Annotated in this window: 14 protein-coding genes; 9 read left to right on the top strand and 5 right to left on the bottom strand. The window is 51.7% G+C overall.

The annotated features are described in order from the left end of the window. Positions 1-2: 2 nt before the first annotated feature. The gene (locus Q0824_RS02075; RefSeq protein ID WP_366521617.1) at positions 3-953 is read right to left on the bottom strand and encodes a hypothetical protein; all 951 of its coding nucleotides are present in this window, start codon (positions 951-953) and stop codon (positions 3-5) included. A 208-nt stretch (positions 954-1,161) separates the two neighbouring features. On the opposite strand from Q0824_RS02075, the gene Q0824_RS02070 reads away from it, so the two are divergent. Beyond that, entirely contained in the window at positions 1,162-1,716 is a 555-nt protein-coding gene (locus tag Q0824_RS02070; RefSeq protein ID WP_298447111.1) for a DUF4442 domain-containing protein, read from the top strand. Between the two features lie 21 nt (positions 1,717-1,737). Here the strand turns inward: Q0824_RS02070 and recQ are convergent, their stop codons facing one another. After that, positions 1,738-3,606, bottom strand: a complete 1,869-nt coding sequence (gene recQ / locus Q0824_RS02065; protein ID WP_298447110.1) for a DNA helicase RecQ — start codon at positions 3,604-3,606, stop codon at positions 1,738-1,740. A 188-nt stretch (positions 3,607-3,794) separates the two neighbouring features. Here recQ and Q0824_RS02060 point away from each other — a divergent pair, with 188 nt between their 5' ends. Both Q0824_RS02060 and Q0824_RS02055 read left to right on the top strand, forming a co-directional pair. Then, positions 3,795-4,988: a 1-acyl-sn-glycerol-3-phosphate acyltransferase gene (locus tag Q0824_RS02060; protein WP_298447109.1), complete on the top strand. Its 1,194-nt coding sequence runs from the start codon at positions 3,795-3,797 to the stop codon at positions 4,986-4,988. A gap of 39 nt (positions 4,989-5,027) precedes the next feature. Continuing rightward, positions 5,028-5,687, top strand: a complete 660-nt coding sequence (locus Q0824_RS02055; RefSeq protein WP_298447108.1) for an alpha/beta fold hydrolase — start codon at positions 5,028-5,030, stop codon at positions 5,685-5,687. Between the two features lie 36 nt (positions 5,688-5,723). On the opposite strand, the gene Q0824_RS02050 is transcribed toward Q0824_RS02055, so the two are convergent. Then, positions 5,724-7,136 (bottom strand): TrkH family potassium uptake protein, encoded by a 1,413-nt coding sequence (locus Q0824_RS02050; RefSeq protein ID WP_298447107.1) that lies wholly within the window; start codon positions 7,134-7,136, stop codon positions 5,724-5,726. Positions 7,137-7,380: 244 nt separating this feature from the next. Here Q0824_RS02050 and Q0824_RS02045 point away from each other — a divergent pair, with 244 nt between their 5' ends. Then, on the top strand, positions 7,381-7,956 hold the full coding sequence (locus Q0824_RS02045; protein ID WP_298447106.1) for an ACP phosphodiesterase: 576 nt from the start codon (positions 7,381-7,383) through the stop codon (positions 7,954-7,956). Beyond that, entirely contained in the window at positions 7,953-8,576 is a 624-nt protein-coding gene (locus tag Q0824_RS02040; RefSeq protein WP_298447105.1) for an ATP-dependent zinc protease, read from the top strand. Before Q0824_RS02045 ends, Q0824_RS02040 begins: the two co-directional genes overlap by 4 nt. Before the next feature lie 19 nt (positions 8,577-8,595). Here Q0824_RS02040 and Q0824_RS02035 read toward each other — a convergent pair whose 3' ends face one another. Then, positions 8,596-9,903 (bottom strand): carboxylate--amine ligase, encoded by a 1,308-nt coding sequence (locus Q0824_RS02035; RefSeq protein WP_298447104.1) that lies wholly within the window; start codon positions 9,901-9,903, stop codon positions 8,596-8,598. A 310-nt stretch (positions 9,904-10,213) separates the two neighbouring features. Between Q0824_RS02035 and Q0824_RS02030 the strand changes: the two genes are divergently transcribed. Next, a complete protein-coding gene (locus tag Q0824_RS02030; protein ID WP_298447103.1) occupies positions 10,214-11,662 on the top strand; it encodes a malate:quinone oxidoreductase in 1,449 nt (482 codons plus the stop codon). Here the strand turns inward: Q0824_RS02030 and Q0824_RS02025 are convergent. Continuing rightward, entirely contained in the window at positions 11,648-12,670 is a 1,023-nt protein-coding gene (locus Q0824_RS02025; RefSeq protein WP_298447102.1) for an adenosine deaminase, read from the bottom strand. The two genes, Q0824_RS02030 and Q0824_RS02025, sit on opposite strands and share 15 nt — an antisense overlap. 146 nt (positions 12,671-12,816) lie before the next feature. Here Q0824_RS02025 and Q0824_RS02020 point away from each other — a divergent pair, with 146 nt between their 5' ends. The 3 genes from Q0824_RS02020 (at position 12,817) to Q0824_RS02010 (ending at position 15,236) form a co-directional block, all read left to right on the top strand. Continuing rightward, positions 12,817-13,743 (top strand): pirin family protein, encoded by a 927-nt coding sequence (locus Q0824_RS02020; protein ID WP_298447101.1) that lies wholly within the window; start codon positions 12,817-12,819, stop codon positions 13,741-13,743. Between the two features lie 163 nt (positions 13,744-13,906). Continuing rightward, positions 13,907-14,443 (top strand): porin family protein, encoded by a 537-nt coding sequence (locus Q0824_RS02015; RefSeq protein ID WP_298447100.1) that lies wholly within the window; start codon positions 13,907-13,909, stop codon positions 14,441-14,443. Between the two features lie 601 nt (positions 14,444-15,044). Continuing rightward, complete coding sequence (locus Q0824_RS02010) at positions 15,045-15,236, top strand: phage/plasmid replication protein (RefSeq protein ID WP_298447099.1); 192 nt, start codon at positions 15,045-15,047, stop codon at positions 15,234-15,236. The last annotated feature ends 26 nt before the right edge of the window (positions 15,237-15,262 follow it).

Here is a 15,262-nt window from a genome sequence, read left to right as displayed (position 1 = left end):
GCTCAGTTGCGAAGCAACTCAATGCGCCAGCGCAGGTTATTCAGTGTATCGCGGCCAATGTTGCCTGATTCCTCGCTCAGGAAAGGGTTATCCAGAACGATGATCGTGCGCTTGTCCAGATTGAGGGTGGCGACTGCCTCACCATAATACTGATCAAGAAACACACCAAAGCTGCCATCACGGATAGCGCGCTCCATTCCCAGTTGCAAACGGTGCGCTGTTACCTGGTCTTCCGGACCCACAAACAGGTACGAGGGCATGGGGTAGGCCAGCACAAGGTTGGGTTCTACCGTCATTTCTGGGTCGTTTTCCATTTGCAGGTCGTTAATCACCTCACTGACACCTCTGGCAAAGCAGTCGAAACGGTGTTTTCTCAACATTCCAAATAGAATTTCATAACGAGAGTGGGTGATCACAGGTATTTCGTTGTTTCTGAGAATTGGTGTGTCTGGCCAGTGATCACCTTGACCAATTCGTACACCACTTTCGCGAAGATCGTCGAGGGAGTGGATATCCTCAAACAGTGACAGGCTTTCTGGCATCACCACGCACACGCGAAAACCAAGCAACCCTCCATCTACAGGCACGGGCACAGGCGTCAAAAACTGCTCCCGCTCTGCCGATGTCGCCACATTGGCGATATCCACCATACGGTTAACGCCTCGGGCCAGTTCGCGCAATGCGCGTCCCTGGCTAAGCTCCTGGCTCCGGATGATGCGGAACTCTCCATACTCGGGTGTTTTTTCCAATGCCAGAGTAACCAGCGCATGGATAGCGGGGCTATCGTAATTCCGATACCAGAGAACATACTCCTGATCAGGGGGCTGCGCCGGGTTTGCCTGAACAAAGCCACTCAACATAAGCGCACAAAAGAGCCTCAGAGAAAACCTGGTGGCAACAAGCACTCTTGGGCCTGCGTGGCCACAGGTCAGAATGACGTGGGCATATGGCACTATCCGAATCCTTGTGAAATGTTCCGAATCCATTCCAGCAAGCGAAAGCCGGCTGCTGTGACGTTATAGCAATGGTTCCGAGTAATGACACTTTAGATCAGAATTCTCCGGAGAGCCGCCAAATCTCTCCACAAAAATGTAAAAGAGTGTTGCGATGTGTGTTCGGCATTGTAATGATCCGCTTCAATAAAACTTTCGGAGCAGAATAATGGCGTTTATAGACAGTATTATCGGGGCCACTGGTCAATGGATTTCCACCACTGATCCTAAGGCAACCTTGGCGCAACCCGTCGAGTGGTTGAAGAAAACCGGGGGCTACGCCGCCGTTAACCGCCTCATAGGGATGTCGATTCCGTTCGCACCCCGAAATCGATTCAGTGTTGAAGAGGTTCGTCCGGGCTACGTGCGAGCGCGCATTCAGCTTAAAGGTAACAAGAACCACTTTGGCAGCCTGTACGCCGGGGCTTACTTTCTTGTGGCGGAGATTCCGGGTGGTGTGCTCACTTTGTTTGATCTTGGCCCTGCCTATACGCCAATCCTGAAAGAAATGACCCTGCAGTTTCTGCTGCCCGCCAATTCCGATGTGACCGTTGAGTTTGAGCTATCGCCGGAAGAAGTGGCGGGGATTCTTGCGGATGCAGACGCGACTGGTCGGGCGAAGTTCAGCCTAACCGGGGAGCTGCGCGATATGGAAGGCAATCACGTTGCTACATCCGTCGCTCAGTATCGGGTTCGTAAGAAGGGTTTCAAGCCCACCGCTTAGAAGAAAGCCTGAGGTGTTCCCTCAGGCTGGATCCAGACTGGCAATGGCGGCGAGGAATATCTCGCCGTATTTCTCCAGTTTGGCAGCTCCCACACCGCTTACACCGGCAAGCTCATCCAGCGTTTGGGGTTTGCGTTCGAGCATGTCGAACAGCGTGGTGTCGTGGAAAATAACGTAGGGCGGTACGCCCTGTTTGTCCGCAAGCTCCTTGCGGCACGCCCTTAACGCATCCCAGCCTACGTGATCGGTAACCTGGTCTTTCACCGGGCCGCCGGTTCTTCCACCGGAAGAGCGGCTTGACGACTTTTTAACGACCGGGTCTTTGCGCAATTCAACCTTGTGCTCGCCTTTCAGCAAAGGTCGGCATTCTTCAGTGAGCTGCAGCGCGCCATAGCCATCGGGATCTGTTCTCAAGTGGCCGTTCGCCACCAATTGACGGAACACCGACTTCCATTCGCTAACCGAAAACTCCGCGCCAATGCCGTAGGTTGAAACCTGATGATGCCCCAATTGGAGAACGCGTTCATTTTCGGAACCCCGTAACACATCAATCAGGTGAGTAACGCCAAAACGTTGCCCGGTGCGGAACACGCAAGACAGCGCTTTTTGAACAGCAACTGTGCCGTCCCAGGTTGCAGGCGGATTGAGGCAGGTATCACAATTACCACACGGAGTATCCAACTCATCGCCAAAATAGTTCAACAGGACTTGCCGGCGGCATTTGGTAACTTCACACAGCCCCAGCATGGCATCGAGTTTCTGCCGCTCAATGCGCTTGAAATGATCATTACCTTGGGAGGCTTCGAGCATTTGCCTAAGCTTTATTACATCTTGAAGGCCATACACCATCCAGGCTGTAGAAGGCTTACCATCACGACCAGCACGGCCAGTTTCCTGATAATAGGCCTCCAGGCTTTTAGGTAGATCCAGATGCGCAACAAAGCGCACATCCGGCTTATCAATACCCATGCCGAAGGCGATGGTGGCAACGATAATCACACCATCTTCCCGGAGAAAGCGCTCCTGATTACGTGCCCGATCGTTTGCCGGAAGCCCGGCATGATAGGGCAATGCGGTGTAACCTTTCTGGGCAAGCAACTTCGCGGTGGCATCTACTTTGTTGCGAGACAAGCAATAAACTATGCCACAGTCAGCCTCATGCTCTGCTTTAATAAAGTCCAGCAACTGTTTGTTTGCGTTAACCTTCGGCGCTATACGATATTGAATATTTGGGCGATCAAAACCGCTAATGAAGTGTCGCCCCTCGGTGAGGGACAGGCGTTCCGCGATCTCCTTGCGAGTGCGCTCGTCGGCCGTTGCCGTTAACGCAATTCTGGGAATAGCCGGGAACTCATTTGCGAGCACCGCCAGTTGCAGATAGTCAGAACGGAAGTCATGCCCCCACTGGGATACGCAGTGGGCCTCGTCAATGGCGAATAGCGAAATAGACGCATCGTGCAATAGTTGAAGCGTGCGTGGCTGTATAAGTCTCTCTGGCGCGCAATAAAGAAGATCAAGTTCACCGGTGCTCAGTGCGTACTCGGTGGCGCGGGCCTGCTCGAAATCCATCGTTGAATTTAGAAAGGCCGCTTTCACACCCAGTTCACGCAACGCGGCAACCTGATCTTGCATCAAGGCGATCAGTGGCGAGATCACAATGGCCGTGCCGGAGCGAACAAGCGCAGGAACCTGATAGCAGAGAGATTTACCCCCGCCAGTGGGCATGAGCACCAAGGCATCGCCACCGGATACAACCTCGTGGATGATATCCCCCTGCAGGGGGCGGAACGATTCGTACCCGAACACTTCGTGCAAAACCTGTTCGGGGCTTCTTCCAGATGTTGTGGGCCTCTCGGCAGAAAGCTGTTCAAAGTCCTGGTCGGGATACATAGAATAACCGGTTATTCGCGAGGCTGGGGTTTAATCAGGTGGAGGATGATACCAGATTCACCGCAAGGAATGGCCGGGCAAGACGTGTTTTTGGGAAGCAAACCCATGGGAAAACCGATACAATACCGCCGCTTTAAGCCTAGGTTTAACAGCTCAAGATCATCGACACACACAATAACAGGGCAGCCATGCAAGAATTTGACGCCATCCGTCCCTATTCGGACGACGAAACCGGCCCGGCAATTCAACGGTTGGTTAACGACCAGGAATTTCTGGATATGGTCGCGCGCTTCAAGTCGCCATTACTTGCTCGCTGGGCCCCGGCACCCTTGCGGTTTTTTACCCGGCGCTGGCTGTCTAGCCGATTTGGCCACTTTACAAAGGTAGATGATTTGCAGGCCGGGCTTTCCGGCTATATCGGTGAGCTGATTGAGAGCACAACAGCCCGTGTCACCAGCAGCGGCCTGGAGAACTTGAGCAAGCAGGGCGCCTACCTGTTCATCTCCAACCACAGGGATATTGTTTTTGATCCCATGGTAGTCAACTACTTGTTGTTTCATAACGATCTGCGCACCACACGCATCGCTATTGGCGACAATCTGCTTGCAAACCGAGTGTTTGCAGAGATGATGCGGCTTAACAAAAGCTTCATCGTCCGCCGTGATATGACCAGCCCTCGAGAAATGCGTGACGCCTATATTACGCTCTCGGGCTTTATCAATCACAGCGTTGCGAACAACGAGAACATCTGGATTGCCCAGCGGGAAGGGCGCGCCAAAGACGGTCGTGATTTTACCGATCCGGCTATCATAAAAATGTTTTATATGAGCTGCAAAAAAAGCGGGCTGAGCTTTGCAGAAGCCATGAACAAGCTCCGCATTGTTCCTGTGTCCATATCCTACGAATACGATCCCTGTGACGCTGATAAGGCTCGGGAGCTGGAAACGAAGGCCCGCAGTGGCAACTATAAAAAAGCAGAAGGCGAAGATACTGAGCAGATCATGAAGGGTCTAACCCAGTTCAAGGGCCATGTTCACGTACATTTTGGCGCCCCGATCACCAGTGCCCCGGAGAATGCAAAAGAGCTAGCCGGCGTGATCGACACGGAGGTTCACGCGAATTATCACTTGCACGCATCCAACCTGATCGCCTACGAAATGCGCGGGCAGGGCTCCCAGGGAGCTAGCAGCCTGGATGTGATTCGGGAGTCAGTCGTAACCGCAGGAAACTGGTCGGAGGCCGATATTCAGGCAGCCCGCGGAGAAATGGAAAACAGGCTTGAAGCTTGTGATCCCGCAATTCGGCCCTATCTACTGGATATGTATGCCAATCCGGTTCAGAGCGCACTGGATGCGAGCGCCAAGTTAAACGCACCGGATTAATCCGGACAACAATCCCCTTTCAGATAAAAGAGGTACTGCGTGCAGGATCTTCAACATATTGAGCTGGAAACCCGCCCCAACCCTACAGCCGCAGTCATCTGGCTGCATGGCCTTGGCGCAAGCGGACATGATTTTGAGCCTGTTGTGCCAGAGTTGGGCTTGCCAGACGATGCAGCGGTACGATTTATCTTCCCCCACGCACCCAATTTGCCGGTTACCATCAATGGCGGAATGTCTATGCCAGCCTGGTACGACATTAAGGCGATGGATATTGACCGGGTTGTGGATACCGATCAGTTGATGGACTCGGCCCGTGCGGTAGGCAAGTTAGTTGACCGGGAAATTGAACGTGGAATTCCCGCGGAAAACATCGTTATTGCCGGATTTTCACAGGGTGGGGCGGTTGCGTACGAGCTTGGCCTGACATACCCGAAACGCCTGGCGGGCATTCTGGCACTATCTACCTACTTCGCCACGGCGAAAACGGTAAAGCCTTCCGAAGCGAACGCAGGGATCCCAATCAATATTTATCACGGAACCTTTGATCCCATGGTTCAGGAATCGCTTGGTGTACGCAGCGTAGAAGCGCTCAAGGAGATGGGCTACGAGCCGGCGTATATGACTTTCCCTATGGAACACAGCGTGTGCCTTGAGGAAATTCAGGAAATCGGGCGCTTCATTCGCAAGCACGCCCTCTAGGCAATAGAAAACTCAGCGGCATTCTGGCGGAGGTATTCAGCTGCGCCAGAATGCCGGTGAAAGCACAATTACCACGCTCAAAATTTCCAATCGCCCCATCAGCATCCCGACTGCTAAAACCCACTTGGCAGCATCCGGTAAGGGGCCAAAATTCCCCGCAGGGCCGATGATGTCGCCCAACCCCGGGCCTACGTTGGTTAGCGCAGTCAGTGCGCCTGACAACGAGGTTATGAAATCGAGTTGCATAGCGGCCAGCGAAACCGTAATCAACAACAGGCAAAGCAGAAAGATAAATGTATAAGCGATCATCGACGCGATGATGTCATCACTGACCGCCCGCCCATTGTAGTTACGAGAGAGCACAGCCCGCGGGTGCAGCAAGCGGATTAGCTGCTCGCGAAGGACAATGAGCGAGAGTTGAAAACGGAAAATTTTCATGCCGCCGGATGTTGAGCCGGAACAACCACCAATAAACATCAGGAAGAAGAACAACACGAACGCCAGAGGTCCCCACGCTGAATAGTCCTCAGACGCATACCCGGTTGTAGTTACTACCGAAGTCACGTTAAACAAGGTGGCTATGTAGTTATGAACCGGGTCAAAAGGCACTGGGGATACCGCCCACCTGTAAAGCGTGAGAAGGGCAGGCACAACCAGCAGTATGGTTAGAAACAGCCGTACCTGCTGATCTCTGAACAACACGCCACGTTGCCCATGCATCTCTCTGACAAAAAGGAAGAATGGCAGGCTGCCAATCATCATGAAAAACGAGGCTTCCACCAAAATCAAATCGTTAAATTTGCCCATGCTCATATCCGACGTGGAGAATCCCCCAGTCGCAATGCTGGTTAAGCCATGGTTAAAGGCATCGAACAACGTCATACCGGATAGCCAGTAAGTGACGACCGCGATGGTTGAGAAGACAAGATAAACAATGAGAAGCCCACGGCTCAGGGTTTTCATTCTTGGGAGGGCTTTATCTGTCCACTCTGAAGATTCAGTGGCAAACAATCGCATGCCGCCAACACGCAGGAACGGAAGCACCGCTACAAACATGCCGATTATCCCTATGCCGCCGATCCACTGCAGAATCGATCGCCAAAGAAGCAAATCTTTATCCATGGTATCCAGGCCACTGAATACGGTAGCGCCCGTGGTTGTGATGCCTGAAGCCCCTTCAAAAAAAGCATCTGCAGCGGAAATGCCGTCATCACTAAGGTAGAAAGGAAGAGCGGAGAGCAGGGCGATAATGAACCAGGATGATACGGTAAGCACGAACATATACCGCGGTTTCAAGTCTCTGGGCTTGCGGTAAGTAGAGGCAATGCCGAATAACCCGATTCCGAAAACGATGGCTGCAGATTCCACAAACGACGCCGCATTCGGCGCATCCGAGCCCAACATCAGAAACACAGGCAGCGTCATGAATATGCTGAGCAGCACAAACATAAGACTTACAATAAAAATAACAGGGTAGAGGTTTCTCAATGGATGCCCGAGCTAGCTGAACCGAGAGAGGGCGTCAGAATACCTGTGGGAACGTTCAACCGCAAGGAAACTCACGGTTTGCAGCATGATTGCCGCGGTATTAAAACGCCGTCAGCAAAGGGTTTTTTACCGTCCCTGGTGTGGAAAAGCCGTGTAGATTGTTGCAGTCTGATCAACAGACAGCTTCGGAATTGGGGAAACGACATTGAATCACCTGGCGCACCTATTTCTTGCCCCTGACTCGCCTGAAGCGCGGGTGGGCAGCATGCTTGGTGATTTCACCCGTGGTTTGGACATTGCTGCGCTCCCGGATTCAGTAAGGCTGGGAGTTCGGCACCATCTGGCCGTAGACAGCTTTACCGATAGACACTCAGATGTACTCGCCAGCAAGCGGCTTTTTTCTGCGCGGCGTCGTAGGTTTTCCGGTATCGCTCTGGACGTCCTATACGACCACTTTCTTTTACGGCACTGGAGCGAGTTTACTGATACCGATCAAAACGCCTTTATCAGCGCCGTTTATGAAGAACTGAAAAATAACGAAAGCCTGATGACACCCGATATGGCCACAACAACCCGACACCTTGTTTCCCATGACTGGTTTGGGTCCTATCGCGATCTCGATAACATTGGCTACGCCCTTGACCGAGTGGCCACTCGCATTCGCTTTCAGAATTCATTTGCAGGAATTATTGAGGAAATACGACCGCTGCACTCAGAGCTAGAAGAACGGTTCTTATCATTTTTCCCTGATTTACAATCATTTGCAGGAGGAATTGAATGAAATTTCTGATCCCTTTGACCCTTGCTACCGCGCTCATAGTTCCGGCCACAACCCTTGCCGAGAAAGCTGACAATAGCGACGTACCGGCTGCCGAAACGCTCGGTTTCGTAGAGTGGGTTGTGATGAACGATACGGGGCTCAGGCTTAAAGCCCGACTGGATACCGGTGCCAAAACCTCATCGCTGCACGCGGTGAACGTAGAAGAGTTCAAGCAAGACGATCAGAAATGGGTGAAATTCCAAATTCCGCTGGCCGACCATAAAGACCATCCTACGTCGGATGACAGCACTATTGAGCACGAAGAAGTGATTCTTGAGCTGGAGCGGCCCGTAGAGCGCACGGTGCTAATCAAACGAAAAGGTGCTCCATCTCAGAGACGCTACGTTGTGATGATGGATTTCTGCATTGCCGGTACCAGCCACAAAACCCAGTTTTCTTTGACTGATCGCGGAAACTTCTCCTATCCGGTGCTGCTCGGTCGCCGCTTCATGAAAGACGACAACATACTGATCGATTCTGCAGACAGCTTTATAGCCAGCAAGGAATGCGAGTACATGTCCATGGAAGAGCTTGTGGACAAGCAGCAGGCGAAACTCGTTAAGCCAGGCACGGCCAGCTGACAACTGGCCGGCCAAACACCTAAACGTAAAAATCCAGATCTTCCTGGGCTTTCAACAAGTCCCGCATTTTTATGGGGTCGTCGCCATAAAAGAAGACCAAGCCCCAGTGAGTTCCGAAAGCTGCCCTGTCCGGTACCATTTCTTCAGTTGGTTCCAACAACTCATGGGACTCGAAGTAGGGGTGTTCCGTAGTTTCTTTCGGCATTTCCAGTTTGCTGACCACCCGCCGCCTTGGGTACACACCGAAGCAGCCCGCGTAACCCTTCGCATCAACGACTTCGCGAGGGAAGAAGGCATCAACCTCTTCCTTGGTGCTTTTAGGATCGAACACCAACATTGAGGCTTGATACGCACTGAACCCGTAGGCTCTCTCAATAAGTTCGAATGCCTTAAACCCGGGCGGGCGATAGGCGACTTCACCAAAATACATTTCGCCGTCTGCGGTCACAAAGTATTCGGGGTGAATCAATCCAAACTTTATCTCAAAGGTCTTGATCAGTAGCTCGATTTGCTTGGTGATTGCGTTGCGCCAGCTCTCGAGCTCTTCGGTAGCAGGCACGAACACGGAGTATCCCAGCGTTACGTATTCAGAAATATTCAGGAACTTGATTTTCCCATCGTGGATCCAAGCTTCAACGGCGAATTCCCAGCCATCCAGGTGGCTTTCCATCAGCAGGGGATATTCTTCAGCGGGTATGGAGTCTATTTCCTCAACCTTGCGAATCATTCGGTGCCCAAGGCAGCCTGCCTTGTCGAACGCCTTAACGTGAATCGGGTCGTCAGGATCTCCATCTAACTTGAGCAGTGTCTGGTTGACTCTTTTCATAAAGCGGACAACGTCGTCTTTCTCGTGGGCTTCTTCGAAGATACCGACACGAATTCCGCCAAGCTGCGCCCGACGTTTCATCAATGATTTGTCCCGGAATAGAATAGACTGCCCAAACATGCGTGGGCTGTCGAGGAGCACTGAGTTGATAGCACCGGACCACTCAACGGTTTCTTCAAAAAGAGGTATGGCAACATCCACGCCTTCGGCCTTCAGCCTTTGTGCTATTTCATAAGACCGGTCATTTAAGCGGAGAAAATCCCAGGGAATGAAAGGTATCTTGTTTGCGGTACAAAAATCTGCAGCCCACTCCGGAGCGACCACGATATAGCGGCGATTAAACTTTTGCGCTGCCTTGATGGCATTGACACTCCAGCCGAGTAGGGCGATGTAGCCCTTGCTGGGATCCTTGGGTGTCTCTGTTCCTTTGACCGAATCCATTTCTGGATCGAGCCAAGCCTGTACCTCTGTGGGTAACTGCTTTTCTGATGCTATCGACATTACTGTTCTCCTTGCTGATAAACCCAGACAAGGCGCACGCGCTGAAACGCACCGAGAAGCTGAGCGATTTATAAGTGTGCTCTGAGTATCAATATAGACCTGATAGTTGCATTTAGAAACGAAACTCCGGAATAGTTTGGCTATGAAGCCTCTTCCGGGCATTGCTGCTGAACCTTAGCTGTTTGCAGAATTTGCATCACGCTGGTGTGTCTTTCACTATGATTCAAGGGAAGAGGGAGATTTGACGGTTATTACTGACGCAGGCTCAACCGACTAATCTCAGAAACATTGGAATTGGCGGGTGGACATTATGAACATAATTATCATCGGCGCAGGCATTATGGGCACCACCTTTGCGACCTTGGCAAAGGAGCTGGCTCCCGATCTGGACATAACCATTCTGGAACGACTGAATCGCGCAGGCGGGGGCAACTCGTGGGCTTTTAACAACGCGGGTACCGGGCACGAAGCAAACTGCGAACTTAACTATACACCGGTCGACGGCGAAGTCCTTTCTGTTGAAAAAGCCCTTAAAATCCACGCCCAATTCAATGTGGCCAAACAGTTCTGGGCTTATCTGGTGGGAAAAGGTGCAATCAAACAGCCGTCAACCTTTATCAATCAGACCAAGCATTGCACCCTTGTTTCCGAATCCGCCATTGACGAGCTTAAACTGCGATTCGAAGAGATGTCCGCGCACCACTTTTTTGATCACATGCGCTACTCAGACGACTTCGACGAGATTAAAAGCTGGATTCCCCTGACGATGGATGGACGCCCTCGCCATGAAAAAATGGCTGCCACCGTTATTGATACAGGTACCGACGTAAACTTTGGGTCTCTAACAGAACAAATGGCCGCTTATGCAGTGGAGAGTTTAGGCGTTAAGATCGAATACGGAACTCACGTTACACGTGCACATCGTAGTCCCACTGGGCGCTGGGTGATAAACGCCAACAGTAACGGGCAAACCCTTCAATATCGCGCCGACGCCCTCTTCGTCGGCGCGGGTGGTGGTGCCTTCCCCCTGCTCAAAAGAAGCCACCTGCCATCCCGGAGTCGATACGCAGGCTTCCCTGTAGGCGGGAGGTTTTTGCAGGCCCAAATCACGGAAGAGCAGGCTCAGAACTACAAAGCCAAGACCTACGGTCGAGCTAAGGTTGGCGCCCCGCCCATGTCTGTTCCGCACCTGGATTTGCGGGCAGTAGATGGCAAGTACTATTTGCTATTTGGGCCGTTCGCTTCGTTCAAACCCGTGCTGGAAAAGGGCCGTGGATTTTTCGATTACCTTACATCAATCAGGCTGCACGATATCCCCAGCTTGCTTAACGTCGCCTTGCGCCATTCTCACTTGATGAGATACCTGATTTCTGAAACCTTCAAAGGTGAGAAAAGCTTATTTGAAGAGCTTGAAAACTTTGCCCCCGGATTGAGCAAAAGGTTTGACTGGAAACCCATTGAAGCTGGCCAACGAGTGCAAATCATCAAAGACCGCGACTTACAGATGGGCACTGAGATTCTGGTATCCAAGGATAAGACCTACGGCACCTTATTAGGAGCATCTCCTGGCGCCTCTGTTTCACCAGAGGTGATTTTGCGCTGCCTGGAAAGGATGTTGCCGTCTGTTTTTTCAAACGAAGACGTGAAGGCCAAGAAAAAGCAGATATTTCCAGAGGACAATCTGGATGCGTTAATCGATCATCCTGAGCGTTACCGAGAGATTCGCGATGCAGTGAACAAGCGATTAGGGATCGTGTGACGCCCATACAGATTCAACCTGCGCAAGTGCTTGTGCTTTCTCGTCATCGTTTAGCCAGCTACCGGTGAAGCTGTTTTTCACCAATTGCACCACCTGCGCGGGCGATAGGCCGAGGCTCTTGATGATTGCATGGAAATTGGCGTTCATGTAGCCACCAAAGTAGGCAGGATCATCGGAGTTTAAGGTTACTTTCAAACCTTTGGCCATCATCTCCGGTAACGGATGCTTTTTCATATCATCCACAACCCGCAATCGCTTATTGGAAAGAGGGCATACGGTTAGCGTCAGCTCTTTTTCCACAAGTAGTGTGGTCAGATCCGCATCTTCCAAAGCGCGATTACCATGATCAATACGGTGAACGTTTAGCTGATTAATCGCCTGCCAAACATACTCTGGTGGGCCTTCTTCTCCCGCATGGGCGGTTACCAAAAGGCCGAGTTCGTGGCACTTTTTGAACACACGTACAAACTTCTCAGGCGGGTGTCCCAACTCGGAGGAGTCCAGCCCGACCCCATCAATGCGATCAAGGTGGGGAAGGGCAAGCTCCAGTGTTTCGAAGGCGCTTTCTTCGGACAAATGGCGCAAAAACGACATGATCAAGCGAAAACTCATGCCCAGTTTTTCCTGGGCGTCAGTAAGTGCCCGATAAATTCCATTAATTTGTGATTCAAACGCGACGCCCCGTGCCAGATGAGCTTGGGGGTCGAAAAATACTTCTGTATGAATCACGTTGTCATGATGGCTGCGCTCAAGATAAGCCCAGGTAAGATCATAAAAATCCTGCTCGGTTAGAAGCACGGACATGCCGCTGTAATATATATCGAGAAATTCCTGAAGGTTATTGAACTGGTAGGCTTGGCGCAGAGCCTCTTCGTTTTCGTAAGGAAGAGATACGTTATTGCGGCGTGCCAGCAAGAACATGAGTTCTGGCTCAAGACTGCCTTCAAGATGCATATGAAGCTCGGCCTTTGGCAACTTCTCGGCAAGTGCGAGTGTAAACGAATCCATGTAGGCTCCTCAGCTGGATATAGCGGAAAATGAAGGTAAGCTTAGATAGAGTGATTCTATGTGATATACCAATCAAAACCCTACTTAGCTGGGTGTGCAATGAACCCACACCCTGAACTCGTTTTCTGTCTTACAGGAGCGTACAGATGAGCACAGATGCGAAGCACCCGGATGAGGCGTATGAGCAGGACTGCTCTGAACCTGCGGGATGTAAAGAAGTTGATTTGCTAATCGAGCCTCGCGACAGGGATCTGGGCGGCTTTTCGGTTAGACGCGTGTTGCCAACCATGCAACGCCGAATGGTTGGCCCGTGGATTTTCTTTGATCACATGGGACCGGCGGAATTTCCCGCAGGAGAGGGCATCAATGTGCGCCCGCACCCGCACATCAATCTCGCCACGGTCACATATCTTTTTGAAGGTGAAATACTGCACCGGGATTCTCTGGGAAGTCTCCAGCCCATTCGCCCAGGGGATGTAAACCTCATGGTTGCAGGCAAGGGCATTACACATTCCGAGCGTGAACGGCCAGAAGTGACTGAAACCGCACATCGCTTACACGGGCTCCAGCTTTGGTTGGCGTTGCCGGAAGAAGATGAAGAGATTGACCCGGCCTTTTATCATTATCCGGACGCCGACATTCCCCGCGTTGAAGTGAACAGCGTTCCGATTCGCGTGATTATGGGCAGTGCTTATGGTGAAACGTCACCGGTGAAGGTGTTTGCCGACACGCTTTACGTTGAAGCCCACCTGAAGGCCGGGCAAAGCATCAGCGTGCCAGAAGCAGACGAGCGTGCAGTTTACGTGGCAGCCGGCGAACTGCGTGCGGGAGATACAACAATACCCGAGTTCGCAATGGCCGTGTTATCCGACAAGCCTGGGCTTGAACTAACGGCAACACACGACGCCCGAATTGCAATCGTTGGTGGTGAACACTTGGGTAAGCGTTACATGGAGTGGAACTTTGTCTCTAGCCGCCGCGACCGCATCGAACAAGCCAAGGCTGAGTGGAAAGCCCAAGCTTTCCCAAAAGTGGTCGGTGATGACGAAGAGTTTATTCCATTGCCGGAATAGTCTTATCTAACGAGCTTTCGCAAGGAAAGACAGGGCTCAGGCCAGAGTTACCGGAAAATTAAAACGCCGTAAATTTAGGTTTCATCTATGGCTATCGCGCATTTGATGAGCCAAATTATAAGAAGAGGTAAACCAACTCTGTTTATTTTGAGGAGAAGTGCTGATGACTATTAGAAAAAACTTGCTGATCGCGTCTATTGCTACCGCGGGTATTGCTATGGCAGGCACTGCATCGGCCGCAGACATGTACAAGTCTGGCGTTGGCGCGCTGTACGCAGGACTGAACTACACCTTTGTAAACATTGACGGGCAAGGTGCAGACGCAGACGTTGGAACACTGTCGGGCAAAGTTGGCGTAATGGCGAATGAATACATCGGCCTGGAAGCTCGTGCCGGTTTTGGTGTGGACGACGATAGCATTGCCGGAATGGATGTAGCGCTCGACAACTTCTTTGGCGGCTACGCGACCTTCAACATGGTTAATCAAAGCCCGTTTACGCCGTATGCAGTTCTCGGCTTCACTCGGGTTGAACTTGAGGTTGGTAACGCTTCGGACGATGAGTCAGATTTCTCCTACGGTGCGGGCGTAAACTTCGAGATGGCCCAGAATCTGTCGGGTAATCTTGAATACATGCGCTACTATGATGACAACGACGTTACCGTTGACGGTATAGGTTTGGGCGTTCAGTTCAATTTCTGAGTCAGTTGCCCTGAAAATGCCCGTGTGCTTGAAAAAGGCCCACGGGCATTTTTCGTTATGCCGTGTTAAATCGTTCAACTATAAACATGATTTAACATAATATACATTATGCGCAGTAAGGGATGCAGATTTACACAATAAACAGGCTCTCAGGCCAACAAGGAACCCCCCGCACGCGGGTGCCCCCCTTGTTAAGCCGCAGGCTGATTGCGAACTTTCAGCAATGCGAACTGGCCTGTACACCTTGGGGTGCATGGCTTTCAGGGATTTTCAGCGGCTCCAGTGGTGCCATATTTCACTGGGGAGCTGGGTCGGAGTTTGGGAGCGAACCCCCCTATTAGAGCAAGGGGGGTTGGCCAGCTTGTCAGGCCACCTAGAAATCGGTGTAAACTGCCAATGCAGCCATTCTGAAAACCTCGATCCCGATAGGCGCGCCAACGCCGATGATTCGGGATTTCTTTTTTTTAAAGCCTGCTTGGTATGCCCAGGCGAATGCTTCACCTGGGGGAATGTCAAACCCGGCACGCCGGGTTGATTCCACTGTAGGCCTTCTCTGGACGGCGATTAAACGCCGTTGCGGGAACCGACCGACATTGAACCTATGCCCGCCAACTTTTCCATGACCAAAGATGAACAACTCACATTCCTGCGTTTGCCGGTCAAATTGCGCGGAACTTATGTGACTTGGCTCATGGGATACAACCCCTACTTCCTGATGTCCCGAGAAACCTACTACCGCCATAAAAGAGAGCTACTGTCGACTTTTGGGATCGATATTGCGCACAGGGTGTGACCTGAAAACCCCTTAAGAAACAGACT

It is taken from the genome of uncultured Marinobacter sp. (genome assembly GCF_947488835.1).
Classification (GTDB): Bacteria; Pseudomonadota; Gammaproteobacteria; order Pseudomonadales; family Oleiphilaceae; genus Marinobacter.
Note: the sequence above shows the minus strand (reverse complement) of the source record. Positions and strands in the feature narration are given on the sequence as shown.